This is a genomic window from Pseudonocardia spirodelae, assembly GCF_037727765.1.
Lineage (GTDB): Bacteria > Actinomycetota > Actinomycetes > Mycobacteriales > Pseudonocardiaceae > Pseudonocardia > Pseudonocardia spirodelae.
The window spans coordinates 149,427-174,789 of sequence record NZ_JBBJUP010000009.1 but is presented as its reverse complement, the minus strand read 5'-3'; the positions used below and the strand labels follow the sequence as shown (position 1 = coordinate 174,789).

Below are 25,363 nucleotides of genomic sequence, written 5' to 3'. Positions count from 1 at the left end.
AGTGTGGGCCGCGCCGCACCCGTCACACGATCCGATCCGCGCGGCCGGTGGCCGCGCTGCGCACCGGTGGGTCAGGCCGTCGTCGCGCGCCGGGGGACCAGCGCCATGACGACCGCCCCGAGCACCGCGGGGATCGCGAAGGCCAGGAAGTTGGCGGCGAACCCGGCGCCGGTGGCCATCACGACCCCGCCGTAGAGCGGCCCGGCGATCGCCCCGATCCGCCCGATGCCCAGCGACCAGCCGAGCCCGGCGGCGCGCAGGTGCTCGGGGTAGAAGGTCGCGGTGTAGGAGTTCACGATGATCGTCGTCCCGATCGTGCACGCCCCGGCGACGGCGATCAGCGCGAGCAGCACCGGGGTCGGGAAGCGGTTCATCAGCAGCAGGATCGACGCGGCGGCGGTGAGGAACATGCCGGTGACCACCGGGCGCGGCCCGACGCGGTCGGCGAGCGAACCCAGTAGCGGGGCCCCGACGATCGCGCCCAGGTTCAGCGCCAGCAGGAACGCGAGCGCGCCGCCGAGGGGGTAGCCGGCCTGGCGCATGATCTGCGCGAGCCAGGTGTTGAGCCCGTAGACCAGCAGCAGCCCGAAGCCGGTGCCGACCCAGAACAGCAGCGTGCCGCGCAGGTGCTCGCGGGCCAGCAGCGCGCGCACGCCGCCGGAGCGGCCACCGGCGGGTGCGGCGTCGGGGACGGCCATGCCGTAGCGGGCGGCGAGCGCGGCCGCCTCCTCGCGCCGGCCCCGGCCGGCCAGGTAGGCCACCGACTCGGGCAGCGCGACGGCGACCACGACCAGCAGCACCGCGCCGACACCGGCGCCGATCCAGAACAGCGCCCGCCAGCCCAGCTGCTCGAGCAGCACGATCCCCGACAGCGCCGCGACGACGCCGCCCACGGAGTAGCCCGAGAACATCAGGGCGTTGGCCCCGTTGCGCCGCCCCGGCGGGGCGTACTCCACGGTCAGCGCGATCGCGGTGGGCACCACGCCGCCCAGCCCGACGCCGGCGACGAAGCGCAGCACCCCGAACACCTCCGGCGAGGGCGCCAGCGCGCACAGCGCCATCGCGACGGAGAACCACGCGATGCACAGGATCATCAGCCGGCGACGGCCGATCCGGTCGGTCACGATCCCGGCGAGCAGGGCGCCCACCAGCATCCCGAGCAGCGCCATCGACCCGATCCAGCCGGCGGTGCCGGCGTCGAGCGACCACTCCCCGGCGATCAGGGTCGGCAGCACGGTGCCGTAGACGATCAGGTCGTAGCCGTCGACGACGATCGCCGTCCAGCACAGGGCGATCACCCCGGCCCGTGAGCGGCTCCCGGCCCCCGGTGGGGCGGTGCGGTCGGACACCTCGGTCATGGGCGGTCCTCCTCGGACGTCGTCGTCGACGAGGCACCATATGCCGGATCCCTGCCGCTCGTCACCATCCGAGCATGACCTGATTCGTCCGGGTCGTCCCGTCCCGCGTCCGGGCGGGCCGTCGGACGGGTCGCGCGACGGCCCCGGACCGGCCGGGGTCAGCCGCTCGGTTCGCCGTCCACGCCGGTGCCGGGGTCCCCGGGCCCGGCGCCGTCGACGGGGTCGTGCCCGTCGTCGTCCGCCCCGCCGGCGTCGGTCCGCCGGCCGAGCACGCGCTCCTCCAGCTCGTCCACGGCCCGCTCGGGGTCCAGCGGGATCTCGCGCTCGTGGTCGCTCACACCCCTGCGATACCCCCTCCGCGCGTCCGGCATGCCGGACCGGCCCTCAGCCGGGGGTCAGACGGGCACGGGCCAGGCGCTCCACCAGCTCGGGCAGCGCACCCACCGGGTTGCCGCGCAGGTCGTCGCAGGCCTGGGCGACGGCGGCCACGACGGTCTCCGGGCGCACCCCCGGCCCCAGCTCGTCGAGCAGGCGGGCGACGGCGTCGGCGGCCCGGGCGAGCTCGGGCGTCACCGGGTGCCGCCGGCGGACCGGCGGTCGGCGAACGTGTGACGACGACACGGACGGTGCCCGCAACGGATACCCACCAGTGCACTCGTCATGACGATCCCTCCGTCGATCTTCACCCGGCCAGGGCACGAGTACCCCGCGCCTGCCGGTCCAACCGCATCGGGACGGGTGAATCGCCGCGACCGTCGGTGACGGCGACACCCTGTCTCGTTCTGAGACGCGACGCGTGACCGAGGTGCCACCGGGTACCGGCCGGCATGAGCGCACACACGCAGGACCCCGCGGACGCACCCGACCCCGCCGGTGAGGAGTTCCTGACCGAGCAGAACACCGTCGAACGCCAGGCGCCCGGACGCACCGCGGACGAGGCGGGGCTCGAGGCGGGCGTGCTGCCCACCGACCCGCCGCTGGTCGGGGAGGACACCACCGCCCCGCCGCCGTCGGACGACTGACCCTCAGCCCCGGTCCCGCCCGTCCCGCGCCCGCGGCGGGTCCAGCAGGCCGTGGTGCAGTGCCCGCAGCACCGCACGGGTCCGGTCCCGGGTGCCGAGCTTGAGCAGCACGCTCGACACGTGGTTCTTCACCGTGCCCTCGGCCAGCACGAGGACCTCACCGATCTCGCGGTTGCTGTGCCCCGCGGCCAGCAGCCGCAGCACCTCGACCTCGCGCGGTGACAGCTCCTGCACCGGCGCGCCGCCGTCCACGGGGGACGGCGTGCCGCGCACCGCGCGCAGCAGCCGGTCGGTGACGGCCGGGCTGATCAGCGTCCCGCCGTCGGCGAGGGTGTGCACCGCCCCGACGAGCGCCTCGAGGGTGACGTCCTTGAGCAGGTAGCCGCGCGCCCCGGCGCGCAGCGCGGCGAGGACGAGATCGTCGTCGTCGAAGGTGGTGAGCACCAGGACGGGCACCTCCAGGCCGCGCTCGCGCAGCCGGCGCAGCGCCCACAGCCCGTCGTGGCCGGGCATGCGCAGGTCCAGCAGCACGACGTCGGGAGCGTGCTCGGCGACGGCGGTGACCGCCGCGGCACCGTCGGCGGCCTCGGCGACCACCTCGACGTCGGGGGCGAGCCCGAGCAGGCCGCGGATGCCGTGGCGGACCAGCGTCTGGTCGTCGACGAGCAGCACCCGCACGGTCACGGCAGCACCGCCGTGACCGCGAACCCGTGCGGTGCGGCCGGGCCCCACCGCACGGTGCCGCCGAGCGCGGCGGCCCGCTCGGCCATCCCGCGCAGCCCGTTGCCGGGCACGACCCGGGCGCCGGCGCCGCGGCCGTCGTCGCGGGCGCTCAGGTGCAGCCCGCCGTCGCCGGTGGGGGAGACGTCGATCCAGACCGTCCCGGCGTCGCCGTGCCGGATCGCGTTGGTGAGGATCTCCTGCACGCAGCGCACGACGGCGACGGTGCGCTCCTCGTCGGGCGCGAGACCGTCGGCGACGCGCACGTGCACGACCGGGCGGGGCAGCTGGGTGCTGATCCGGTGCAGCGTCGCGGCGAGGTCGGGCGCCCGCCGGCGCAGCTCCCCGACCGTGGATCGGACGTCGGCGAGCAGGTCCCCGGCGAGCCCGCGGGCCCGCGCGACGTGGCCGCCCGGGTCCGCGCCGCGGTGGGTGGCGGTCTCCAGCTCCAGGGCCAGCGCGGTGAGCTGGTGCCCGACCAGGTCGTGCAGTTCGCGGGAGATCCGCAGCCGCTCCTGCGCGCGGCTGGTCTCGGCCAGTGCGGCACCCGCGGCGGCGAGCTCGGCGTGCGCGGCGGCCAGCCGGCGCCGCGCCGCCTCCTCCCGGTGCAGCGCCACGATGAGCAGCACCGACGCGCTCTGCAGCAGCAGGTAGATCGCGCCGGTGACCAGCGCGACCTCCACCGGCGCCCCGGCGACCCGGGTGGCGGCCGCGGCGACGACGACGTTGCCGGCCACGATGGCCGCGGTGACCGCCCGCGGCGCGTGGTAGGTCGACAGCGAGGCCGTCACCACGAGCAGGATCGGCAGCCAGCCGAACGCCGCGCCGAGCAGCACCAGCGCCGCGGACGTCACGACCAGCACCCCGAGCAGGGCCCGGGCCGCGGGCGCGCCGACGACCTCGTCGAGCCAGCCGCCCACGAGCAGCGCGGCGAGGAACGCGGCGTAGACGGCCCACCACAGCCAGGGCGGCCCGGCCGGGCTCGTGACCCCGGCCAGCTGCTCCAGCGCGACCGGAACGGCGAGGATCCCGCAGAGCGCGGTCATGATGACGCCCGCGACGACGTTCGGGTCGATCCGGCGCATACCGGACAATCTACGGCCGGCCCGCGGGGCGGCCCAGTGCCGGAAGTCATGGCCGCGGGTCACGACGTCCGGCACTGCCGGCGTGCCCCCCGCGACCGGCACGGTCGTCGTCGTGGATGCGATCGAGGTGCGCGGGCTGCGCAAGCGCTACGGCGGCACGACCGCCGCCGACGGGGTCGACCTGACCGTCCCGGCCGGCACGGTCGTCGGGCTGCTGGGGCCCAACGGGGTCGGCAAGACGACGACGGTCGAGTGCGTCGCCGGGCTGCGCACGCCCGACTCCGGGACGGTGCGGGTGCTCGGGCTCGACCCGCGCCGCGACCGGCGTGCCGTGCGCGCGGTGCTGGGCGTGCAGCTGCAGGAGGCGGCGCTGCACGACATGCTCACCGCCGGCGAGCTGATGGCGCTGCACCGGGCGCTGCACCGGACCGGGCGCGACCCCGGCGGGCTGCTCGACGCCGTCGGGCTCGGCGCGCAGGCCGGGATCCGGTCGGACCGCCTGTCCGGCGGGCAGCGCCAGCGGCTGTCCGTCGCGCTCGCGCTGGTCGGCGCGCCGCGGGTGGTGGTCCTCGACGAGCTCACCACCGGGCTGGACCCGGCGTCGCGGGAGACGGTGCTCGACCTGGTCCGCGGGCTCGCCGCAGGCGGTGTCGCGGTGCTGCTGGTCAGCCACCGCATGGACGAGGTGGAGCGGCTGTGCGACCGGGCGGTGCTGCTCGACGCCGGCCGGGTCGTCGCCGACGCGAGCCCGGACGGGCTGGTCGCGGCCGCGGGCCTGGCGCCCCGGGTCCGGTTCCGGACCGACGCCGTGGTCGACCGGTCCGCGCTGTGCGCGCTGCCCGGCGTCGACGCCGTCACCCGCACCGGGCACGAGGTGGCCGTGACCGGCCGCGGCGAGCTGCTCGGCCCGGTCGGTGCCGAGCTCGTCCGGCAGGGGGTCGTCGCGACCGGGCTGCGCGCCGAGCGCCCCACCCTCGACGACGCGTTCCTCGCCCTGACCGGGCACCGCGCCGGCCCGCGGGCGGAGGTGGCGGCGTGAGCGCCCGCACCGGCCTGCCCGCCCGCGGGTGGGGCGCACTCGTCGCGGCCGAGGCCCGGATGGTCGCCCGCGACACCTCCGGCCTGGTCGTGCCGCTGCTGCTGCCCCCGCTGATCCTGGTCATGGTCGGCACGACGGCGCCGGACCTGCCGCCCGAGGTGCTGGGGGACCGGTCGGTGGTCGAGGTCGTGGGGCTGCCCATCGCGTGCGCGACCGTGCTCGCCCTGGTCGGGATGGTCAACGTGCCGAGCTTCGTCGCCACCTACCGGCGCAGCGGGGTGCTGCGCCGGCTCGGCGTCACCCCCGCCGGGCCCGCCCCGGTGCTGCTCGCGCAGGGGATCGTCGGGGTGGCGCAGGTCGCCGCCGGCATCGGGGTGGCGTTCGGCGTCGCCGCCGTGGCGTTCGGCGCGGGGATCCCGGCCGCGCCGTGGGCGGCGCTCGGCGGCCTGGTCCTGGCGACGGCGGCGTTCTTCGCGCTCGGCGCGGCCGTGGCGGCGCTGGCCCCGACGGCGAACGCCGCGATCGCCGCCGGCGTGGTGCTCTTCTTCGGCACCGGGATGCTCGGCGGGATGTTCGGCGACCCGCGCGCCCTGCCCGGCCCGCTCGCCGGGATCGGCCGGGTCCTGCCCTACGGGGCGACGGCGGAGGTGCTCGGGACGGCGTGGCGAGGGGTCGCGCCGGACCCGGGTGCGGTCGCCGGGCTCGCGGTGACGGTGCTGGTCGGGGCCGGGGTGGCGGTCCGCTTCTTCCGCTGGACCTGACCCCGCGCGCACCGCGGGCGGTGCCCCGTTCGGTCCGCGGGACCGAACGGGGCACCGATCTTCGTTCCCGCCGACCGAGGAATCGCGACCCGATCTCCCTAGCGTCTGCGACCAGTCCCGTCAGAGCCGACACGAGGAGGAGCACGGTGCGCACCTACGCCCTGTCAGAACCGGTGGACGGCCAGGAGACCTGGCACGACGGCAAGCGCTACGCCTGGCTGCTCGGCCTGCTCGTCCCGGTGCTGCCCTTCCTCGCCATCGGGCTGCACGTGCTCACCGACCTGTCGGTGACGCTGTGGCTGGGCCCGATCGTCGTGCTCGGGATCGTCCCCACCATCGACCTGTTCGCCGGCAAGGACCCGACGAACCCGCCGGACGAGGTGATGGAGGAGCTGGAGGAGGACCGCTACTACCGCTGGGTCACCTACGCCTACCTCCCGCTGCAGTACGCCGGTCTGTTCGCCGGCATGTTCTACATCGCCACCGCGGGGGCGCCGGTCGTCGGCAACATCGGTCTCGCGATCACGCTCGGCACCGTCGCCGGCGTCGCCATCAACACCGCCCACGAGCTGGGGCACAAGCGCGAGGACGTCGAGCGCTGGGCCGCCAAGATCGCGCTCGCCCCGTCGTTCTACGGCCACTTCTACGTCGAGCACAACCGCGGCCACCACGTGCGCGTCTCCACCCCGGACGACCCGGCCTCGGCCCGGATGGGCGAGAGCTTCTACCGGTTCTGGCCGCGCACCGTCCTCGGCTCGCTGACCAGTGCGTGGCGCCTGGAGCGCAAGCGCTACGCCCGCCGCGACCGGCACCCGTTCCGCATCGGCAACGACGTCCTCAACGCCTGGCTCATGTCGCTGGTGCTGTGGGGCGCGATCGTCGCGCTGTTCGGCTGGGGCGTGCTGCCCTACCTGCTCGTCCAGGCCGTCTTCGGGTTCACCCTGCTGGAGCTGGTGAACTACATGGAGCACTACGGGATGCTGCGCCAGATGGTCGGCCCGCCGGACCGCCGCCGCTACGAGCGCGTGCTGCCCGAGCACTCCTGGAACTCCAACAACATCGCCACCAACGTGCTGCTCTACCACCTGCAGCGCCACTCCGACCACCACGCCAACCCGGTGCGCCGGTTCCAGACGCTGCGCGACTTCCCGGAGGCCCCGGTCCTGCCGACCGGCTACACCGGGATGATGCTGGCCGCGACCGTGCCGCCGGTGTTCCGCCGGCTGATGGACCCGCTGGTGGTGGCCCACTACGACGGCGACCTGCGCTACGCCAACCTGCAGCCCGGCAAGGAGGCGACGCTGCTCGCCGCCTACCCGCCGCCCGCCGCGCCCGCCCCTGCCGCGGAGACGGCCGCCGACGTCACCCGCCGCGCGCAGGGCGACGCCGTCACCGCCGCCCGCTGCCCCGGCTGCGGCTACACCTACGAGGTCGCCGCGGGTCACGAGGCCGAGGGCTTCCCGGCCGGCACCCCCTGGTCGCAGATCCCCGACGACTGGTGCTGCCCGGACTGCGGGGTCCGCGAGAAGGTCGACTTCGTCGCCCTGACCGAGGAGCAGGTCTGATGCGCATCGTCGCCGACCTCGACGCCTGCCAGGGCATCGGGATGTGCGAGGCCATGGCCGACGCCTACTTCGAGGTGGGGGAGGACGACGTGGTGGTCGTCCACGACGAGCACCCGCCGGAGGACGACCGCGCCGTGGTCGACGCCGCTGTGCGGTCCTGCCCGGCCCGGGCGCTGACCCTGGTCGAGAGCTGATCCCGCCGCCGTATCCGCCCGCCCGTCCCCGCGTCCGCGCGGGGGCGGGCGGGCGGCGCGCTACCGTTCGGCCGTGTCGTCGGTGACCGGTCCGCTCGCCCCGCTCGCGGTCGCCGTGCGCGCGGACCTGGCGGATCTCGCCGGTCGGGTGCTCGTCGAGATCGATGCGGGCCTGCCCGAGCTGGGCCGCGACCCGCGGGTCCGGGAGCTGCTGGTCGGGACGGTCCAGGGGTCTCTGGAGGGCGCGCTCGCGGTGCTCGTCGGCAGCGGTGACCCGGAGGAGGTGCCGTTGCCGCCGGTGGCCGGGGAGCTGGCGCGGCGCCTGGCCCAGCAGGGCGTCGCGGTGACGGTCCTGCTGCGCGCCTACCGGCTGGGGCAGGCGGTCTTCCAGCAGGACGTCATCACCCGCATCGCCGGCGCCGGGCTCGGCCCGGACGAGATGGTCGCCGCCGTCCGCGAGCTCACCGCCGTCGCCCACCTCTACGTCGACCGTGTCTCCGAGGAGATGGTCGCGGTCCACCAGGCCGAGCGCGACGGCTGGGTCCGCCGCCGCGACGCCGCCCGGCTCGCCATGGTCGACGCCGTGCTCGGCGGCCGCGGCGGGACGACCGCGGAGATCGAGTCCGCACTCGGGCACCCGGTGACCGGCGAGCACCGCGCCGCGGTGTTCTGGGCCGGGCCGGAGGCGCCCGACCCCGGCCGTGCGCTGGAACGCGCCGTCGGCGCCGTCGGGGAGCAGCTCGGCTGCGCGCGCACCCCGCTGGTCGTCGCCCCCGACGCGGCCACCCTGTGGGCCTGGTACCCCTGCGCCGGCGGTCCGGTGGAGCTGCCCGACGGCCCGGTGCGCGCCGCGCTGGGCCCGCCCGGGACGGGCGTCGAGGGGTTCCGCCGCTCGCACGCCGTCGCGCGCCGGGTGCAGGCCGTCGCCGCCGCCGCCGCGCCCGCCGCGTGCCGCCCGGTCACCACCGCCGACGACCTCGGCCCGCTGCTGCTGCTCGGCTCGGGCACCGACCTGCTCGCGGCGCGCGTCGCCGACGTCCTCGGCGACCTCGCCCTCGACGACGAGCAGCACGAGCGGCTGCGCGACACCGTCGGTGCCTACCTGCGCGGCGGGGGCAGCCTGGCCGCCGCGGCCGCGGAGCTGCACCTGCACAAGAACACCGTGCAGTACCGGCTGCGCCGCGCCGAGGAGGTGCGGGGACGGCCGCTGGGGGTGAGCGACGCCGACCGCCTCGACGTCGAGGTGGCCCTGCACGCCTGCCGGGTCCTCGGGGCCGCCGTGCTGCGCCCCGCCGAGGGCTGAGCGCTCCGGCACCGCCGCATGCCGTCCCCGTCGCCTCCTCCCCGGTCGCCTCCTCCCCGGCGCGCCACGGCCGCGGCTCGCGGCCGGTGACGCGGGTCCGCGGTGATCCGGTGTTCGCGCGCTGATCCCTGGTCCGCGCGGTGATGGTGTCCCCGCGCGTGCTGCGTCGCGTGCGGGGCCGGGAGACGCGCGCGGGAACACGATCACCACCGCGGGACGGGCCGGGAACGGGCCCGCGGACCGGCGCCCGGCCGGACCCGGCGGAGCCCGATCCGGCCGACCGCTCCAGCGGGCCGGTCCAGCCGACCGGTCCAGCGGGCCGCGGCGTCGACCGGGTGGTCACCGGCGTGGGAGCCGTGCGGCGGCGGCGTCGGCCGGGTGGTCACCGGCGTGGGAGCCGCGCGGCCACGGCGGCGAAGTCCGCGACCTCCGCCCAGGTCCAGCGGACCACGCCGGTCACCCCGGGCCGGGCACGCAGCGCGTCCTCGCGCCGCTTCTCGCGCACGACGACGTCGCCGGGGCTCTCACCGGGCCGACGCGAGCGCCCGTACTTCTCGAGGCCGTCGAACTCGCCGATCAGGCCGTGGCCGGGCCACCAGAAGTCGACCGTCCCGATCGCCCGTCCGTCCCGGTCGGTGACCGGGTGCTGCAGGACCGGCCGGACGACGTGCAGCTCCTGCATGCGGACGCGGCTGCGCGACTCGCCCGGCCCGTCCGGACGTGGATCGGCGAACGCGACGACGGCGCGTGCCCGGCCGATGCCGTGACGGCCGCAGGCGTCGTACACGGCGGCGTCGAGCTGCTCGCGGGTGGTGAGGTGGCGGTGCAGCGCGGCGTCCGCGACGACGACGGCCGCCTCGAACGGGACGGTCCGGGCGACGTCGACCACCGTGCGTGCGGGCGACGTCGTCGCGACACCGTCCACGACGACCACGTCGTCGTCGGGGAGCGGGCCGACACGGAGGACGAGGCGGCGTCCGCCCCGCCCGCCGGAACCACGGTCCCGGGTGACCTGCACGCGTGACAGGTCGACGCCCCAGACCGGCAGGCCGTGCAGCACCGCCGCGGAGACCCCGCTGACGACGGCGCCGGCCCCCAGGAGCGGGAGCGTCGCGCCGACGAGCGCGCGGTGCAGGGTGGTCGCGTAGCGGCGACGGGGGTCCCCGGCCTCCAGGTAGGCGCCGGGACGGAGCTCGGTCCAGCGGCCGCTGCGCAGGAACCGGCGGATGTCGTCGTCGGTGACGCCGAGCCCGAGGAGGTCGCGGCGCAGCAGGATGTCGTCCATGGTCCGACCCTGCGCCCGCGGGCGACGCCTGCGGCGACCGATCCGGCGGCTGTGGACGGTTCCGACAATTGTGGACGGCTCGGCGAGCGCGAGCGCGGGGGCGGGGGCGGGTGCGGGGCGGCCGGTGATCGTCGGTCAGCGCGCCGATCCCGTCCGCGCTCGCGCTGCAGCACGAGCGAGCGACGGATCACCGCGCGAGCGACGGATCAGCGTGCGGGCTGCGGATCACCGCGTGCGACGGATCGGCGTGCGGGCTGCGGATCGGCGGGCTGCGGATCGGCGTGCGGGCTGCGGATCGGCGGGCTGCGGATCGGCGTGCGGACGCGGGTCACAGTTCGCGCGCGAGTGTCCCGTCGTCGGAGGGTGGGGGCAGGCGCAGGAGGAGGGCGTCGCCGTCGTCGCGGGCCGGGCGGGCGCAGTGCGGGCAGTGCACCCCGGGCAGGTCGTCGTGCCGCACGGCGCGGCAGAGCGGGACCACGGTGGCGGGCCGTGTCCGGTCCTCGGGCATCGCTGCACCTCCGCGGTCGTGGTGCGCGCAGGCTACCGCACGGGGTGTGGCGCAGGTCACTCCGCTGTGGGTCCGCCCGGACGGCGGAGCGGCCGGGCCGGAGCGTCCCGCCGCAGCGGCAGGCCGTGGGGCACACGGCGCGTGGTCGCGCGTCCTACCCCAGCGCGGTCCGGAACGGAACGCGCGTACCCCGTCGGTGATCGTGGTCGACCCGGACGGTGTCACCGCTGGATAACCGATCATGTCATCGCACGGCCGGCCCCGCGGAACGCGGATAGATTGGGGACATGAGCGGATCCGGGTCGGTGGTCCTGCGGACCGTCGCCTGGTGCGCCGGGGTCCTGCTGGCGGGCGCCGCCGTGCTCGTCGCCGTGGTCGCCGGGTTCGGCGCGTTCGTCGCCCCGGCCGAGGCGCGCTCCGACCGCGACGTCGACCCGGTCACCGCCTTCACCCGGCTCGCCGCCGACGATCCCGCGGCGGCGCTGCGCTCCTGCACGCCCGCCCGCGGCACCGACGTCGACGCCCTCGCCGGGGCGCTCCCGGCCGGCGCCGTACCGGGCAGCGAGCGGTTCGTCGTCGCCGACGGCGACCTCACCTTCGTCTCGGCGCCGATCACCGGGACGGTCCGCGGCGCGGGGGACCGCGCGGTGTGGGCCTGGGGGCGGCAGGGCTTCGCCGCCGTCACCGACGACGCGCGGGCCCTCACCCCGGAGCTGCCCGGCCCGGCCGTCTACGGCACCGGCCCGGACGCGGCCGGCGCCGTGCGGGTGGCGACCTGCGTCGAGGCCGCGCAGCGCGCCGCCCGCTCGGGTGCCGCGCGCACGCAGGGCCCGGTCGCGCCGGTGCGCTGACCCCGCCGCTCCGGCCCGGTCAGCCCGGCAGGATCAGGCAGTTCGACGTGGCCTCGCCGAGCAGGCGCCCGCCGGCGTCGGTCAGCTCGGCCCGGGCCAGCGCCGTGCGCCGTCCCGCGTGCACGACGTGGCCGGTGCAGGTGACCGTCCCGGTGTCGACGGTGATCCGGCGCAGGAAGCGCACCGACAGGTCCAGGCTGGTGTAGCCGGTCCCGGCGGGCAGCGTCGAGTGCACCGCGCAGCCGCAGGCGGAGTCGAGCAGCGTCGCGTACACGCCGCCGTGCACCGAGCCGATCGGGTTGTACTGGTGCTCGCCCGGCTCGAACGCGAAGGCGACGCGACCGTGCTCGGCCGACACCGCGCGGAAGCCGACCAGGCTCGCGATCGGCGCGCCGGGGAGGCGGCCGTCGACGATGCGGCGCAGGTACTCCAGGCCGTCGAGCCCGGACGCCGCGGCGGCGAGCGCGACCGGGTCGGCCCACTCGTGCTCGCGACGGCGGGCGGGCGCCGCGGTCGCGGGGGTCCCGGCGGGCGTCTCGGTGGTCATCGTGGTTCCTGCTCTCCGGTGGGGGCCCCGGGGCCCGGTACGAGGCGGACGCGGTCGTCGCCGCCCAGCCGGTGACCCTCGGCGCAGACGCTCACCAGGCGCACCGGCGCGCCGCAGTGCTCGTGGACGCGGACGACCGGCGGTCCCGCGTCACCGGCGAGGTGCCGGTCGCCGAAGTCCATCAGGGCGGCCAGGACGACGCCGAGGTCGCGGCCGCGCCGGGTCAGCCGGTACTCCGCACGGGTGCGCGAACCGGGCTCGCGGTAGTCCACCCGCTCGACGACGCCGTCGCCGACGAGGCCGTCCAGCCGCCGGCTCAGCACGGTCCGTGCGACGCCGAGCCGCTCGGCGAGCGCGTCGAACCGGGTGACGCCGCGGCCGAGGTCGCGCACCACCAGCACCGTCCAGGGGTCGGCGAGCAGCGCGGCGGTGCGCGCGACCGAGCAGACCTGGCCGGCGGCGGCGGTGCGCGCGTCCACGGTCCCTCCTGGGTATCGATGAGCTACTCAGATCGACCGTAGCCGCCCCGGCGCCGCCGGGGAAGGCCACCGCGGTCCCGTCGTGCGCGATTGACCGCGCCGGGAACGGGAAGTCGGTGGGAGAACACCATCCACAGACCGAGGAGGAACCCAGTGGCGAACGAACTCGAGGGCCGGACCGTCGCGATCCTGGCCGCGGACGGCGTCGAGAAGGTCGAGCTGGTCCAGCCGCGCGAGGAGCTGCGCAAGGCGGGCGCCCGGGTCGAGGTGATCTCGCTGTCCGCCGACCCCATCCAGTCGATGTCGGCCGACATCAACCCGGACGAGAAGATCGACGTGGACCGGGCCGTCGCGGACGTCTCCGCCGACGACTACGACGCGCTCGTGCTGCCCGGTGGCACGGTCAACCCGGACACCCTGCGCGCCGACGCGACCGCCGTCGCGTTCGTGAAGGCCTTCTTCACCGCGGGCAAGCCGGTCGGTGCGATCTGCCACGGGCCGTGGACGCTGGTCGAGGCCGACGTCGTCAGGGGCCGCACGCTGACCTCGTTCCCGAGCATCCGCACCGACCTGCGCAACGCGGGCGCGACCGTCGTCGACGAGCAGGTCGTCTGCGACGAGGGCCTGGTCACCAGCCGCAACCCCGACGACCTGGACGCGTTCTGCGCGACGCTGGTCGAGGAGTTCGCGCGGGGCCGCCACCCGGTGCACCCGCAGGGCGCGACCGCCTGAGCGGCGCGCACGGACGGGCCGTCCGGCCGCCGTCCCGGTGCCCGGAGCAGGACGTCCGACCGTCACCCCGGGCCCGCGTGCCCCGCCGCCGCGGCGCCGGGCGACGGGCCGCGCGCCGCGAGGTGGCGACGGCCGGACAACACTCTCCGGGCGTGAGGGTAGAGTCCGGGCCTCGGCGCGCGGGTCCCCTGCGCGGGCGTGGAGAGGAGAGCGCGGATGACCCCGACCGGCCACGCCGACACCGTTCCCGTCACCCGGGTCGAGGTCCTCGACTTCGTGGGTGAGCTGTTCGGCGACGGGCCGGTGAGCCGCGGGGAGCTGCTCGCGGCCGCCCGCGCCGAGGACGCCCGGCCGCTGCTGTACGAGGTGCTCGACGCCGCGCTCCCGGACCGCCCGCTGACCGGGCTCGCGGACCTGTGGCGCCACGTCGACGTCCCGGAGGACCTGGCCGCGGCGCGCTGAACGGCGCGGTCCGGCCGGGCGTCGGCGCGACCGGCGGTACGGCGGACGCCACTGCGGGCGGCGGGGACAGGCTCAGCCCGAGCGCGGTCCCGCGAGTCTCCGCAGCTCGCGCGACAGCAGCTCCAGGCCGTGGATCTGGGCGTGCAGCGCCTCGATCCGGGACTCGGCCGCGGTGCGGTAGAGCGCCAGCCGGTTGCGGGCGTCGTCGCCGACCGGCTCGCCGGCGTCGAGCTCGGCGCGCGCCGAGTCGATCACCGTCATCAGCTCCCGGATCTGGTCCAGGCCGAGGTCGAGCGGCTTCAGCGTCTTGACGAACCGCAGGCGCTCGACGTCGTCCTCGGTGTAGAGGCGGAAGCCGCCCGCGCTGCGGGCCGACGGGGTGACCAGGCCCAGCTCGTCCCAGTGCCGGATGGTCCGCAGCGACAGACCGACCCGGGTCGCCACCTCGCCGATCTGCTGCACGCCGCTCCTTCCGGCCGTCCGCCGTGCCGGTCCGACCGTACCGGTGCAGCCCCCGTCCGGCGCACCCTTACCGCGGGGGAGGGTGTGGCGGGCCGGCGGCCCGGCTCTCAGCGGGCTCTCAGCGCGGCCGGCCGTTCTCAGGGACGCCACAGCGAACGGTCCCTACCGTCCGTCCCATGCCCACAGCACTGGTCACCGGAGCGAGCCGCGGACTCGGCGAGGTCTACGCCCACGAGCTCGCCCACCGCGGGTACGCCGTCGTCCTCGTGGCGCGCGACGCCGCGCGTCTCGCGGCCGTCGCCGAGCGGATCGGGCGGGCCACCGGCGCGATCGTCGAGGTGCTGCCCGCCGACCTCACCGATCCCGCCGGGCTCGCCGCGGTGGAGGCGCGCCTGACCGCGCGCGACCTGCCGGTCGAGCTGCTGGTCAACAACGCGGGCGTCGAGAGCGACGCCGTGTTCGCCGAGGCCCCGGTCGACGCGCTGACCGCCGAGATCGACCTGAACGTGACCGCGCTGATGCGGCTCACCCGCGCCGCCGTCCCGGCGATGACCGCCCGCGGTCGCGGCGGCGTCCTGAACGTCGCCAGCTTCGCCGGCTACCTCCCCTCGGGCGGCAACGCCTACGGGGCGTCGAAGTCCTGGGTCCTGGCGTTCACCGACACCGTCGCGGCGTCGCTGGCCGGCACCGGTGTCACCGTCACCGCGGTGGCCGCGGGCCGGATCCGCGCCGAGGACGACCCGCAGGGCCCGCTGTGGCTCGAGCCCGCCGACGTCGTGCGCCGCTCGCTCGACGACCTCGCCCGCGGCCGCACCCTGTCCGCGCCGGGCTGGGTGTACCGGGCGCTGGTCGGCTACCTGGAGGCGCCGCGCACCGCGCTGCGGTTCGCCGCCCGGGTCGCCGGGCGCGGCCGGGAGAACTGCACGCGCCTGGAGCGCGGCGACGCCGGTGGCGGGGCGACCCGGCCGTCGCCGGTGCCCACGCCGTTCCGCGGGGCCCCCGCCCCGGTGCGGGTGCTGCCGGCCGGTGCCGCCGACCTGCCCGCGCTGCCCGAGCTGCCGGCCCGCCCCGCGCACGTCGCGGCCGAGGACTTCCCGGCGCCGCGGGTGTCGGGCACCGGGCCGCTGCCCGCCGTCGCACCGCGCGCGGTGCGCCGCCCGGACGCCCCGCCGCGGCCGGTCCAGCCGGTCCGCGAGGCGCCGACCGTGCGGCTCGCCGCCGGCTGAGCACCCCGGTCCGGGAAACGGACAGATGTGACGAGCCTCGCGTACCCCCCACTGTCGGAACGCGGGGGCATGCCCTAGCGTTCCTCCACAGACGAAGGGGAGTACTCCCGAACACGGCGTCGCCGTCATCACGGAACCAGGACGAGCTGGTCCCGGTGGCGCCGGTCCACCGCGGTCACCGCGGCGGGCGGAGGAGACCTTCAGCGCCCCGACCTGCGCTGGAGGACCCTGACATGAACGTGCCCACCTGGGTGTGGCTGGCGACGATCGCCGTCGTCATCGGGATGCTCGTGTTCGACTTCGTCGGACACGCCCGCGACCCGCACGAGCCGACGCTGCGCGAGTCCGCGATCTGGTCGGTCGGCTACATCGCCGTCGCCCTGCTGTTCGGCGTCGGTGTCGGCGTCTTCTCCGGCTGGCAGTACGGCGGCGAGTACATGGCCGGCTGGCTCACCGAGAAGGCGCTCTCGGTCGACAACCTGTTCGTCTTCCTGCTGATCATGACCAGCTTCGCGGTGCCGAAGGTGCACCAGCAGAAGGTGCTGCTGATCGGCATCGCGATCGCGATCGTCATGCGCGGCGCGTTCATCGCCGTCGGTGCGGTGATCATCGAGCAGTTCGTCGCGGTGTTCTACCTGTTCGCGATCATCCTGTTCTGGCTGGCCTGGTCGCAGATCAGGGAGGCGCTGTCCGGCGACGGCCACGACGACGCCGACGCCGGCGACTCCCGCCTGATCCGGATGGTGCGCAAGGTCCTGCCGACCTCCACCGAGTACGACGGCGCCAAGCTCAGCACCCGGATCGACGGCCGCCGCGTCCTCACGCCGATGGCCCTGGTCATCGTGGCGATCGGCCTGACCGACCTGCTGTTCGCGTTCGACTCGATCCCGGCGATCTTCGGCCTGACCCAGGAGCCCTTCCTGGTCTTCACCGCCAACGCGTTCGCCCTGCTCGGCCTGCGCCAGCTGTACTTCCTCATCGGCGGCCTGCTGGAGCGCCTGATCTACCTGGCCCACGGCCTGTCGGTGATCCTCGCCTTCATCGGCGTCAAGCTCACGTTGCACGCACTGCACGAGAACAACGTGCCGTTCATCAACGGCGGTCAGCCGGTGCCGGTGCCCGAGGTGCCGATCTGGCTGTCGCTGCTGGTCATCACGGGGACGATCGCCGTCGCCGCCGTCGCGAGCCTGGTCGTGTCGCGCCGCCGGGCCGCGCAGGGCGGTGACACGGAGGCCGGGGAGCTCGCTCAGACCCCCAGCACCAGCCGCGCCACCGAGAAGTAGATCAGCAGGCCGGTCGCGTCCACCAGGGTCGTGACCAGGGGCGCCGACACGACCGCCGGGTCGATCCCGACCCGGCGGGCCAGCAGCGGCATCGTCGCGCCGACCGTCGCCGCCCAGCCGCAGATCGCCACCAGCGTCACCGCGACGACGGTGGCGACCTGCGGCCCGACCAGCAGCGACGCGACCGCCAGGCCCAGCAGGCCCAGCAGCGAGCCGAGCAGCAGCCCGACCCGCAGCTCCCGCCAGACGACGGCGGGCAGGTCGGCGAGCCGGACCTCGCCGACGGCGATCGCCCGCACCGCCGCCGAGGCGGCCTGGGCTCCGGCGTTGCCCCCGGTGCCGACCAGCAGCGGGATGAACAGGGCGAGCGCGGTGACCTGCTCCAGGGCGTCCTCGAAGACCTGCAGCACGTTCACCGTCAGTACGGCGGCGAGCAGCAGCACCGCGAGCCAGACGGCACGGGTCCGGGCCAGCCGGGTCACGCGCACGTACATGTAGTGGCCCGACCAGGGCGTCGCGCCGGACTGGCGGGCGGTGTCCTCGGTGTCGGCGCGCTCGACGATCTCGACGGCGTCGTCGATGGTGAGCAGCCCCAGCAGCCGGTCCTCGGAGTCGACGACGAGCAGCGCGAGCAGGTTCGCCTCGCCCATCAGGCGGGCCGCGTCCTCGGCCGGGCCGGTGGCGGGCACCCGCGGGGCGCCGGTGTCGACGAGGTCGGCGACGGCCGAGCCGGGCCGGGCGAGGACGAGGTCGCGCAGCGAGACGGTCCCGATCACCCGGCGCCCGGCGTCGGTGACCGGCAGGGTGTAGACGGTCTCGGCGCCGGCGCCCTTGCGCCGCACGACCGCCAGCGCCTCGGTCACCGTGCTCCCCACCGGCACCGCGACCGTCTCCGGGCTCATGGCCCGCCCGGCCGAGCCCTCCGGGTAGCCGAGCAGCGCCGCGGTCATCGAGCGCTCGGCGGGGGACAGGCCCGCCAGCACCCGGGTCGCGACGCCGGCGGGTGCCTCGCCCAGCATCCGCGCCCGGTCGTCGGGGTCCATCTCCTCGACCAGCGCGGCGACGGCGTCCTCGCGCAGTCCGGCGAGCAGCTCCTGCTGGTCGAGCGGGTGGAGCTCCTCGAACACCGCGAGCGCCCGCTCCTTGTCGAGCAGCCGGAACACCCAGCCGGCGTCGACCGCGTCCATCCGGGCCAGCGCGTCGGCGACCTCGTGCGCCGCCCGCCCGTCGAGCCGGTCGAGGACGGCGACGGCGTCGTGTCGCGCCACGGGCTCGGTCCAGCGTTCCATGGGGTCGATCCTGCCCGGCCCGTCGCGCCCGCGCGGAGAGGATATGTCCGTTTCGGTAGACTTCGTGACGTTCGCCGCAGGGCTCGGACACGGCCGGGCCGGGAACCCGGTCCGTGGCACCGAGGAGGTCACGATGTCCGTCACACCACCGCCGCTCCCGCCGCCGCCGGACGGCGGGACCGGCGACCCCGAACCCCGGCCGTCGGCCCGTCCGCTGGACCGCGAGGAGGAACGGGTGCTGTCCGGGCTGGAGGACGAGCTGCGCCGCTCCGACCCGGACCTGCGGCTGAGCCCGCCGGACCCGGCGCCCCGGGCCGCGCCCGGCGGCAGCGCCGACCGGATCCTGCAGGGCGTCGCGATCGGCGTGATCGCGCTGGTGCTGGTGCCGTCGGACTGGCTGGCCGGGCTGCTGTCGTTCGGCCTGCTGCTGGGCATCCCGGTGGCGATGGCCTGGATCGCGTTCCGCGCGCGGCGCGAGCAGGCGACCGCGGGCCCCGACGGCGACGCCGAGCCCCGCCCCTGAGCTCCCGGGTCCCGCGCGTGGTCCGGACGGCGCGTGCGGGGCCCGGGTCCCGGCGCGCGGCTCAGGCGCCGGGCGCCGCCGTCGCGGCCGCGGTCGGGTCGGTCGTCGTCGCGACCGCCGGCAGCGCCAGGTGCTCGCGCAGGGTGGTGCCGGAGTAGTCGGTGCGGAACGAGCCGCGCTCCTGCAGCAGCGGCACCACGCGGTCGGCGAACTCGTCGAGCCCGCCCGGCGTGACGTGCGGGACGAGGACGTAGCCGTCGGCGGCGTCGCTCTGCACGGCGTCGTCGATCGCGTCGGCGACGGTGCGCGGGCTCCCGACGAAGGTGTGCCGCCCGGTCACCTCGATCACCGTCTCGCGCAGCGTCAGGTTCTTCTCCGCGGCCAGCGCCCGCCACTGGTCGGCGACGGCCTTCGGGTCGCGGTACTGGCGCACGCTCGCCCGCCCCTTCGAGACCAGCTCGCCCTCGACCGGGTCGAACTCGGGCAGCGGGCCGTCGGGGTCGCGGCCGGACAGGTCGGTGTTCCACAGCTGCTCGGCGAACACGATCGCGGTCTGCGGGCTGACCTGCTGGGAGCGCACGACCTCGGCGCGCTCGGCGGCCTCGGCGTCGGTGTCGCCGAGCACGAACGTCGCCGCGGGCAGGATCTTCAGGTCGTCCCACCCGCGGCCGTAGCGGGCGAGGCGGCCCTTGACGTCGACGAGGAAGGCGCGCCCGGCCTCGGGCTCGGCGTGCCGGGAGAAGATCGCGTCGGCCGAGGCGGCGGCGAACTCGCGGCCCTCCTCGGAGTCCCCGGCCTGCAGGATCACCGGGCGGCCCTGCGGGCTGCGCGGCAGCGAGAAGCGCCCGTGCACGTCGAACTGGTCGGAGGAGTAGGCGAACTCCCCGCGGTCGTCGGGACCGGTGCGCGAGTCCCAGATCGCGGCGGTCGCGGCCAGCTGCTCCTTGGCCCGGGAGTAGCGCTTCTCCTTCGGCAGGAAGCCGCCGCGGCGGAAGTTCTCGCCGGTGAACGCGTCCCACGAGGTCACCACGTTCCAGGCGGCCCGCCCGCCGGACAGGTGGTCCAGCGAGGCGAACTGGCGGGCGACGTCGTAGGGCTCGGTGAAGGTCGAGTTGATCGTCCCGGCCAGGCCGAGCCGTTCGGTGACCGCGGCCAGGGCGTTGAGGATCGTGAAGGTGTCCGGGCGGCCCATCACGTCGAGGTCGTAGATCTCCCCGCGGTGCTCGCGCAGCCGCAGGCCCTCGGCGAGGAACAGGAAGTCGAACCTCGCCCGCTCGGCGGTGCGCGCGAAGTGCGCGAACGACTCGAACTCGATGTGGCTCCCGGACGCCGGGTCGCTCCACACCGTCGTGTTGTTGACGCCCGGGAAGTGGGCGGCGAGGTGGATCTGCTTGCGCGGCATGCGTGTCCTCCCGACGGCCGGCGTGGTCCCCGCTCTGTGCAACACCCGGCGGGCCGCGGTGTTCCCGGGCGCCCCGACACCCCCCGGACGGCGGCACCGCGACCCGCGCGGGTCAGCGCTTCCCGGCGCTCCAGGCGTAGGGCAGGTCGGTGCCGTTCAGGACGTGGTCGCCGACCGACTGCAGCTTGTAGATCAGCGGGTTGTGCACGGAGATCACCCGCGCGTTGCGCCAGTGCCGGTCCAGGCGCAGCGCCTCCGAGGTGATCGACGCGCCGCCGACCTCGAACAGCTGGGTGGTCGCGTCGAGCACCGCGGGGACGACGGTCGCCTGGGCGTGGGCGACGTCGAGCTCGACCCGGTCGAGCAGCGCGGGGTCCTCCCCGCCCGCGGCGAGCAGCTCGTCGAGCTGCTCGGCGATCGCGAGCACGAGGGTCCGCGAGGACCACGCGGCCGCGGACAGCCGGCCGAGGACCTGCTGCACGAGCGGGTCGTGGCGGGGCAGGTCGGCCGCGGCGTGGGTGAAGGTGCGGGTGCGCTCCCGGACCCACGCGGCCACGTCGTCGGTGGCGCGGCGGGCGATCCCGGCCAGCACGGCGAGCTGCACGAGCTGCAGGTACGACGTGCCCCACGTACGGCCGGCCGAGCCGTAGCCGGGGCCGAGGACCCGGTCGGCGGGCACGGCGACGTCGTCGAACACGGTGGTGCCGCTGGCGGTCAGGCGCTGGCCGAACCCGTCCCAGTCGTCGTGGCGGGTGACCCCCTCGGCGTCGCCGTCGACGAGGACCGAGACGCGCTCGCCGTCGAGGTCGGCGGCGACGAGGATCTGGTCGGCGTACAGGCTGCCGGTCGAGTAGTACTTCGTGCCGGTGAGCCGGTGGCCGTCGCCGTCGGGGGTCAGGGCGGTGCGGTAGCGGTCGATCGCGCCGACGCCCGGTTCGGTGATCGCGTTGCCGACCAGCGTCCCCTCCGCGACGGCGGCGAGGCGGCGGTCGCGGTCCTCGCCCGGGGCGGCGAGCAGCAGGTCGTCGACGTACCACCAGTGCACGCGCAGCGCCTGCGGCAGGTTCGACTCGGCGGCGGCGAGGTCGGCGAGCAGCCGGAACTGTTGGCGCACGCTCGCGCCGTAGCCGCCCAGCGCGACCGGCACGCGCAGCGCGCCGAAGCGCTCGGCGCGCAGGGCCGCGACCTCGTCGTGGGCGAGCGACCGGTCCTGCTCGCGGCGCACCGCGTCCGCGGCGATGCGCGCGAACACCGGTGCGAAGACGGCGTCGAGCTGCTCGTCGGTCCAGGCGGTGCGGGGGTCTGCGGTCGTGGTCATGGTGGTCCCTCCGGACGTGGGCGACCGTCGCCGGACGTGGCGGCGGCCGGGGGTGGGCGCGGCGCGACGGGCCGCGCCGGGGCACGGCGGATGCGGTCGCGCGGGCTGCGGACGGTGGGTCGCCGGGGACGACCCGTCGGGGCGACGCGTCAGGGCCGACAGAGCGCGGAGGCGACACGCGCGAGGTCGACGTGCTGGCGCGAGGTCAGCATCGCCGAGCCGGTCATGATCGTGATCCTAGCCCGCGCGGACGGGTCGCTCCCAGCGTCGCGCGACCCGGATCACGCGCGTCCTGCCTGGTGGGAGGCCTGATCGCGGGTGGTCCGGACACCCGTCCGCGGGCCGGGACGGGTCAGACGGACAGGGCCAGGCCCCGGGCGCGCAGCACCCGTCGCTCCAGCGGCCGGAACACCAGCAGCTCGATCCCGATGCCGACCACGAGGATCAGCAGGATCGCCGCGAACACCTGCACGATGTCGTTCACGTCGGCGCCGTTCTTCAGGTAGGCGCCCAGCCCGACGCCGAGCGCGGGCCCGGCCGCGATGATCTCCGCGGCCATCAGCGAGCGCCAGGAGAAGGCCCAGCCCTGCTTGCACCCGGCGAGGTAGCCGGGCAGCGCCGCGGGGAGCAGGACGTGGCGGGCCATCCGGTAGCCGGTGGCGCCGAGGACCTGCCCGGCGCGGGGCAGGATCGGCGGCACCTGGTCGATGCCCGCGACCAGCCCGTTCGCGATCGACGGCACCGAGCCGAGCAGGACCACGAAGAACACCGTGGCGTCGGTGAGGCCGAACCACAGCACCGCGGCCGGGACCCACGCCACCGACGGCAGCGACTGCAGCCCCGTCAGCAGCGGCCCGATCCCGGCCCGCACCACCGGCACCTTCGCGACGACGAGTCCGAGCGGTGTCGCGATCACCAGTGCCAGCAGGAAACCGAGGGCGGCGCGGCTGACCGAGGTCCACAGGATCGAGAAGATCTCCCCGGTGACCACGGTCCGCCCGAACGCCTCCGCGACGTCCCCGGGGGCGGGCAGCTGGTACTCCGGCAGCACGGCCGAGGCCCACACGACCTGCCAGACCAGCACGATCAGGGCGAGCGCGACGATCGGCGGCAGCCATGCCCGCAGGAACCGCTGCCACCACGGCGTGGTCCGCTCGACGGGGGTGTCGAGCGCGTCCAGCCCGGCGACGGCGGCCGCGGAGTCGCGGTCGTCGTTCACGACGGCGATCGAGGTGTCCTCACGCGGCATGGCTGGTGATCACCTGCCGCAGCCGTCCGGTGATGTCGTCGTGCAGCGCGGTCCGGGCCTCGGTGTCGTGCCCGCCGGCGGGCACCGTCCACTCGCGCACGACGGTGCCGGGCCGCGAGGACAGCAGCACGACCCGCTCGGCGAGCCGGACGGCCTCGCGGACGTCGTGGGTCACGAACACGACGGTCGTGCCGGTGGCCCGCCACACGCGCAGCAGCTCGCCCTGCAGGACGTCGCGGGTGATCGCGTCGAGCGCGGCGAACGGCTCGTCCATCAGCAGCAGCCCGCCCGCACCGGGCGCGTCGCCGAGCCCGGTGGCCGCGGCCAGCGCGCGGGCCAGCGACACCCGCTGGCGCATGCCGCCGGAGAGCTCGTGCGGGCGCTTGGCGCCCAGCCCCTCCAGGCGCACCAGCGCGAGCAGCTCCTCGGCCCGCGCGCGGCGGGCCGCCCGGCCGTGCCCGGCGAGCTGCAGGGGCAGCTCGACGTTGCGCAGCGCGGTCAGCCACGGCATCAGCGCGGCCTCCTGGAACATGAACGACGGCCGGGGCGCCCCCACCGCCACGGTGCCGGAGGTGGGGGCGTCGAGCCCGGCGAGCAGGTTGAGCAGCGTCGACTTGCCGCAGCCGGACGCGCCGAGCACGCAGACGAACTCGCCGTCGCCGACCGTGAGGTCGATCCCGTGGAGCGCGGTCACCGCCCCGGCCCCGGTGCCGAAGGTCTTGGCGACCCCGGACAGCGCGACGGCGGTGTCGCGGGCCGGCGGGCGCCGGGTGGTCAGGTCGACCGTCATCGGTGGTTCCCCTCGTCGATCGGAAAGGTCAGTTCGCGGCGGCGAGGCCGGCCGGGTCCACGGCGGCCTCCCCGGAGCTCGTCCGGACCGCGTCGACCGCGGTCGGGTCGAGGAAGCCGGTCAGGTCCGCCTCGCTCGTCGCGATGCCCGCCGTGACCGAGTCCTTCGCCAGCTGCGGGAAGGTGGAGGCGAGCGGGTCGGTGTCGAAGGACAGCTCGGTGAACGCGCGGTCGAGGATGTTGGCCGCCAGCGGCTTGCCGGTGATCTCGGCGATCGCCTGGTTGGAGACGGTCCTGGCCTGCGCGGGGTCGTCGCGGATGAGGGCGATGGCCTTCTGCTCGCCGCGCAGGATCGCCTCGACGGTCTGCGGGTGCTGCGCCAGGAACTCGGTCCGGACGATGACGACGGTCGTCGGGAACCTCCCGCCGGGCCACAGCGACTTCTCGTCGACCAGGACCTTCGCCCCGGCGTCGACCAGGCGCGAGCTCCACGGCTCGGGCAGCCAGCCGCCGGCGACCTTGCCCTGCTTGAACAGGTCGAGGGTCTGCGGGTTCTCGATGTTCTGCACGGTCACCGCGTCCGGGCCGGAGCCGATCGGGAGGTCGTTCTCCTTCAGCCAGGTCTTGAACGCGATGTCCTGGGTGTTGCCGAGCTGCGGCGTCGCGATGATCGTGCCCTTGAGCTGCTCGGGCGAGGTGATGTCGGGCCGGGTGACCAGCTGGGCGCCGGCCGAGGTGGAGCCCGCGACGAGGCGCACGGCCTCGCCGTCGGACTTGGTGAAGGCGTTGATCGCCGGGCCGGAGCCGATGAACGCGACGTCGATCGAGCCGCCGAGCAGGGCGTTGACCTGGTCCGGCCCCGCGTTGAAGGTCTGGGTGGTGAGCTTCGTGCTCCCCAGCTCGGCGGCGAACAGGCCCTGCGTCACCCCGACCAGCGCCGGGGTGTGGGTGATGTTCGGGAAGTAGCCGAGACGCACCTCGGCGGCCGGGGAGGTCGCGCCGCCGGACGCGGCGGGGGCGCTCTCCTCGGCGCGGGAGCAGCCGGCCAGCAGCCCGACGGCGGTGAGCAGCGCGAGCAGGACGGCGGCGGTGCGCGCCCGGGATCCGGGGCGCGGGACGTGCGGGGACATCGCGGGACGGGGTCCTTCCGTGGGGGCGGCGCGGACGGGTGCCGCCGCGCGCCGGGGCCGGCCGGCCCTGGGCGAGGGCGTGCCGGGGGAGGGGGACGGGTGCGGGCCGGACGGTGTCCGGCGGGCGATCCCGGTCGGCGGATGCCCCGCCCGCGGGGCGCGTGGCGTTACCGGTGACCGGAGGGGACCGTCAGCGACACAGCTCGCTGTAGGCGGGCGCGCGCCGGCTCGGCCAGAACTCCTCGAGGCCGGTCGGGCGCAGCGGGACCACGCGCAGGGTCCGGGGGACGGAGGCCGTCGCGGGCCGCACGAACCGCTGCGGGCGCGAGGGCCGCCGCTGGCTCGTCGTCACCCGGACAGGGTGCGTCGTGGTCACCTCCCCGGACAACCCCGCGTCCACCGACCAGGAAACCGGGCGAGGTGTCCGGACAGGTCGTGGCGTCGGACCCCGTCGATTCCGCAGGTCGGGAGGGGTGCTGCGGTGCGGGTCACTCGGTCGCGGTGCGGGTTGACACCGTCGGGTGCCTCGTCCCTACAGTCGGCGGGTACACCATCCGGAGCGGCCGAGAGACCCGGCTCGACGACGCCGCAGCAACCCCCCGCAGCACGTGGGTGAGGGTGCTCCAGCCGGGACCGATGGAGGACATCATGCGGTCGATCGCCGAGCAGGTGCGCGCGGCGCACCATCCCCGCTACCGCCGCCACGTCGATCTCATGCGGGTGGCGGGCGCCGCCTGTCGGGGCTGATCCGCTCCCGTCGTCCGACCCCGGACCGCGGCGT

At 76.0% G+C, this 25,363-nt stretch carries 31 protein-coding genes and 1 riboswitch; of the genes, 13 read left to right on the top strand and 18 right to left on the bottom strand.

Features of this window, described 5'->3' with window-relative positions:
- Positions 1–71 precede the first annotated feature (71 nt).
- The 3 genes from WJX68_RS13315 to WJX68_RS13305 form a co-directional block, all read right to left on the bottom strand.
- The gene (locus WJX68_RS13315) at positions 72–1,358 is read right to left on the bottom strand and encodes an MFS transporter (RefSeq protein ID WP_340290436.1); all 1,287 of its coding nucleotides are present in this window, start codon (positions 1,356–1,358) and stop codon (positions 72–74) included.
- A gap of 158 nt (positions 1,359–1,516) precedes the next feature.
- The gene (locus tag WJX68_RS13310; RefSeq protein WP_340290433.1) at positions 1,517–1,696 is read right to left on the bottom strand and encodes a hypothetical protein; all 180 of its coding nucleotides are present in this window, start codon (positions 1,694–1,696) and stop codon (positions 1,517–1,519) included.
- Between the two features lie 46 nt (positions 1,697–1,742).
- The gene (locus WJX68_RS13305) at positions 1,743–1,931 is read right to left on the bottom strand and encodes a three-helix bundle dimerization domain-containing protein (RefSeq protein WP_340290431.1); all 189 of its coding nucleotides are present in this window, start codon (positions 1,929–1,931) and stop codon (positions 1,743–1,745) included.
- 254 nt (positions 1,932–2,185) lie between these two features.
- On the opposite strand from WJX68_RS13305, the gene WJX68_RS13300 reads away from it, so the two are divergent.
- On the top strand, positions 2,186–2,380 hold the full coding sequence (locus WJX68_RS13300) for a hypothetical protein (protein WP_340290429.1): 195 nt from the start codon (positions 2,186–2,188) through the stop codon (positions 2,378–2,380).
- A 3-nt stretch (positions 2,381–2,383) separates the two neighbouring features.
- On the opposite strand, the gene WJX68_RS13295 is transcribed toward WJX68_RS13300, so the two are convergent.
- Both WJX68_RS13295 and WJX68_RS13290 read right to left on the bottom strand, forming a co-directional pair.
- Positions 2,384–3,064: a response regulator gene (locus WJX68_RS13295; RefSeq protein WP_340290427.1), complete on the bottom strand. Its 681-nt coding sequence runs from the start codon at positions 3,062–3,064 to the stop codon at positions 2,384–2,386.
- Positions 3,061–4,185, bottom strand: coding sequence for a sensor histidine kinase (locus WJX68_RS13290; protein WP_340290425.1), 1,125 nt, complete (start codon positions 4,183–4,185; stop codon positions 3,061–3,063). Before WJX68_RS13290 ends, WJX68_RS13295 begins: the two co-directional genes overlap by 4 nt.
- 112 nt (positions 4,186–4,297) lie before the next feature.
- Here WJX68_RS13290 and WJX68_RS13285 point away from each other — a divergent pair, with 112 nt between their 5' ends.
- The 5 genes from WJX68_RS13285 (at position 4,298) to WJX68_RS13265 (ending at position 9,047) form a co-directional block, all read left to right on the top strand.
- A complete protein-coding gene (locus WJX68_RS13285; RefSeq protein ID WP_340290423.1) occupies positions 4,298–5,224 on the top strand; it encodes an ABC transporter ATP-binding protein in 927 nt (308 codons plus the stop codon).
- Positions 5,221–5,985 (top strand): ABC transporter permease, encoded by a 765-nt coding sequence (locus WJX68_RS13280; RefSeq protein WP_340290421.1) that lies wholly within the window; start codon positions 5,221–5,223, stop codon positions 5,983–5,985. The genes WJX68_RS13285 and WJX68_RS13280 overlap by 4 nt, the downstream gene beginning before the upstream one ends.
- A 146-nt stretch (positions 5,986–6,131) precedes the next feature.
- Positions 6,132–7,550 (top strand): fatty acid desaturase, encoded by a 1,419-nt coding sequence (locus WJX68_RS13275; RefSeq protein WP_340290419.1) that lies wholly within the window; start codon positions 6,132–6,134, stop codon positions 7,548–7,550.
- Complete coding sequence (locus tag WJX68_RS13270; protein WP_340290417.1) at positions 7,550–7,744, top strand: ferredoxin; 195 nt, start codon at positions 7,550–7,552, stop codon at positions 7,742–7,744. Before WJX68_RS13275 ends, WJX68_RS13270 begins: the two co-directional genes overlap by 1 nt.
- A 73-nt stretch (positions 7,745–7,817) precedes the next feature.
- A complete protein-coding gene (locus tag WJX68_RS13265; RefSeq protein ID WP_340290414.1) occupies positions 7,818–9,047 on the top strand; it encodes a PucR family transcriptional regulator in 1,230 nt (409 codons plus the stop codon).
- Positions 9,048–9,429: 382 nt separating this feature from the next.
- Here the strand turns inward: WJX68_RS13265 and WJX68_RS13260 are convergent, their stop codons facing one another.
- Together WJX68_RS13260 and WJX68_RS13255 are read right to left on the bottom strand one after the other, a co-directional pair.
- Entirely contained in the window at positions 9,430–10,332 is a 903-nt protein-coding gene (locus WJX68_RS13260) for a hypothetical protein (RefSeq protein ID WP_340290411.1), read from the bottom strand.
- 328 nt (positions 10,333–10,660) lie between these two features.
- On the bottom strand, positions 10,661–10,840 hold the full coding sequence (locus WJX68_RS13255) for a hypothetical protein (RefSeq protein ID WP_340290408.1): 180 nt from the start codon (positions 10,838–10,840) through the stop codon (positions 10,661–10,663).
- A gap of 287 nt (positions 10,841–11,127) precedes the next feature.
- Between WJX68_RS13255 and WJX68_RS13250 the strand changes: the two genes are divergently transcribed.
- Positions 11,128–11,691: a hypothetical protein gene (locus WJX68_RS13250; protein ID WP_340290406.1), complete on the top strand. Its 564-nt coding sequence runs from the start codon at positions 11,128–11,130 to the stop codon at positions 11,689–11,691.
- Between the two features lie 19 nt (positions 11,692–11,710).
- Here WJX68_RS13250 and WJX68_RS13245 read toward each other — a convergent pair whose 3' ends face one another.
- Both WJX68_RS13245 and WJX68_RS13240 read right to left on the bottom strand, forming a co-directional pair.
- Positions 11,711–12,238, bottom strand: coding sequence for a PaaI family thioesterase (locus WJX68_RS13245; RefSeq protein WP_340290403.1), 528 nt, complete (start codon positions 12,236–12,238; stop codon positions 11,711–11,713).
- Complete coding sequence (locus tag WJX68_RS13240) at positions 12,235–12,717, bottom strand: winged helix-turn-helix transcriptional regulator (protein ID WP_340290400.1); 483 nt, start codon at positions 12,715–12,717, stop codon at positions 12,235–12,237. The genes WJX68_RS13245 and WJX68_RS13240 overlap by 4 nt, the downstream gene beginning before the upstream one ends.
- A gap of 153 nt (positions 12,718–12,870) precedes the next feature.
- Between WJX68_RS13240 and WJX68_RS13235 the strand changes: the two genes are divergently transcribed.
- Together WJX68_RS13235 and WJX68_RS13230 are read left to right on the top strand one after the other, a co-directional pair.
- Positions 12,871–13,449 carry a type 1 glutamine amidotransferase domain-containing protein gene (locus WJX68_RS13235; RefSeq protein WP_340290397.1) on the top strand — a complete coding sequence of 193 codons (579 nt, stop codon included), beginning with the start codon at positions 12,871–12,873 and terminating at the stop codon, positions 13,447–13,449.
- 216 nt (positions 13,450–13,665) lie between these two features.
- On the top strand, positions 13,666–13,911 hold the full coding sequence (locus WJX68_RS13230) for a hypothetical protein (protein ID WP_340290394.1): 246 nt from the start codon (positions 13,666–13,668) through the stop codon (positions 13,909–13,911).
- A 72-nt stretch (positions 13,912–13,983) separates the two neighbouring features.
- On the opposite strand, the gene WJX68_RS13225 is transcribed toward WJX68_RS13230, so the two are convergent.
- Positions 13,984–14,373, bottom strand: a complete 390-nt coding sequence (locus WJX68_RS13225; RefSeq protein ID WP_340290391.1) for a MerR family transcriptional regulator — start codon at positions 14,371–14,373, stop codon at positions 13,984–13,986.
- A 176-nt stretch (positions 14,374–14,549) separates the two neighbouring features.
- Here WJX68_RS13225 and WJX68_RS13220 point away from each other — a divergent pair, with 176 nt between their 5' ends.
- Together WJX68_RS13220 and WJX68_RS13215 are read left to right on the top strand one after the other, a co-directional pair.
- Complete coding sequence (locus tag WJX68_RS13220) at positions 14,550–15,599, top strand: SDR family NAD(P)-dependent oxidoreductase (protein ID WP_340290388.1); 1,050 nt, start codon at positions 14,550–14,552, stop codon at positions 15,597–15,599.
- A 233-nt stretch (positions 15,600–15,832) separates the two neighbouring features.
- Positions 15,833–16,882 carry a TerC family protein gene (locus WJX68_RS13215; RefSeq protein WP_340290385.1) on the top strand — a complete coding sequence of 350 codons (1,050 nt, stop codon included), beginning with the start codon at positions 15,833–15,835 and terminating at the stop codon, positions 16,880–16,882.
- Here WJX68_RS13215 and mgtE read toward each other — a convergent pair.
- Entirely contained in the window at positions 16,846–18,171 is a 1,326-nt protein-coding gene (gene mgtE, locus WJX68_RS13210; RefSeq protein ID WP_340290382.1) for a magnesium transporter, read from the bottom strand. The two genes, WJX68_RS13215 and mgtE, sit on opposite strands and share 37 nt — an antisense overlap.
- 133 nt (positions 18,172–18,304) lie before the next feature.
- Here mgtE and WJX68_RS13205 point away from each other — a divergent pair, with 133 nt between their 5' ends.
- The gene (locus tag WJX68_RS13205) at positions 18,305–18,694 is read left to right on the top strand and encodes a DUF3040 domain-containing protein (RefSeq protein ID WP_340290380.1); all 390 of its coding nucleotides are present in this window, start codon (positions 18,305–18,307) and stop codon (positions 18,692–18,694) included.
- Positions 18,695–18,755: 61 nt separating this feature from the next.
- Here WJX68_RS13205 and WJX68_RS13200 read toward each other — a convergent pair whose 3' ends face one another.
- The 7 genes from WJX68_RS13200 to WJX68_RS13175 form a co-directional block, all read right to left on the bottom strand.
- Positions 18,756–20,096 (bottom strand): NtaA/DmoA family FMN-dependent monooxygenase, encoded by a 1,341-nt coding sequence (locus WJX68_RS13200; protein WP_340290377.1) that lies wholly within the window; start codon positions 20,094–20,096, stop codon positions 18,756–18,758.
- A gap of 112 nt (positions 20,097–20,208) precedes the next feature.
- Positions 20,209–21,414, bottom strand: coding sequence for an acyl-CoA dehydrogenase family protein (locus WJX68_RS13195; protein ID WP_340290374.1), 1,206 nt, complete (start codon positions 21,412–21,414; stop codon positions 20,209–20,211).
- 149 nt (positions 21,415–21,563) lie between these two features.
- Positions 21,564–21,626 carry a putative leader peptide gene (locus WJX68_RS25230; RefSeq protein WP_422785702.1) on the bottom strand — a complete coding sequence of 21 codons (63 nt, stop codon included), beginning with the start codon at positions 21,624–21,626 and terminating at the stop codon, positions 21,564–21,566.
- A 140-nt stretch (positions 21,627–21,766) separates the two neighbouring features.
- Positions 21,767–22,663 (bottom strand): ABC transporter permease, encoded by an 897-nt coding sequence (locus tag WJX68_RS13190; RefSeq protein WP_340290371.1) that lies wholly within the window; start codon positions 22,661–22,663, stop codon positions 21,767–21,769.
- The gene (locus WJX68_RS13185) at positions 22,653–23,441 is read right to left on the bottom strand and encodes an ABC transporter ATP-binding protein (RefSeq protein ID WP_422785701.1); all 789 of its coding nucleotides are present in this window, start codon (positions 23,439–23,441) and stop codon (positions 22,653–22,655) included. The genes WJX68_RS13190 and WJX68_RS13185 overlap by 11 nt, the downstream gene beginning before the upstream one ends.
- Positions 23,442–23,481: 40 nt before the next feature.
- The gene (locus tag WJX68_RS13180; protein ID WP_340290365.1) at positions 23,482–24,582 is read right to left on the bottom strand and encodes an ABC transporter substrate-binding protein; all 1,101 of its coding nucleotides are present in this window, start codon (positions 24,580–24,582) and stop codon (positions 23,482–23,484) included.
- Positions 24,583–24,772: 190 nt separating this feature from the next.
- A complete protein-coding gene (locus tag WJX68_RS13175; protein ID WP_340290362.1) occupies positions 24,773–24,934 on the bottom strand; it encodes a hypothetical protein in 162 nt (53 codons plus the stop codon).
- Positions 24,935–25,129: 195 nt separating this feature from the next.
- A riboswitch (SAM riboswitch) is annotated at positions 25,130–25,225 on the top strand.
- Between WJX68_RS13175 and WJX68_RS13170 the strand changes: the two genes are divergently transcribed.
- Positions 25,201–25,329 (top strand): putative leader peptide, encoded by a 129-nt coding sequence (locus tag WJX68_RS13170; protein WP_340290359.1) that lies wholly within the window; start codon positions 25,201–25,203, stop codon positions 25,327–25,329. (Overlaps the previous riboswitch by 25 nt.)
- Positions 25,330–25,363: the final 34 nt, after the last annotated feature.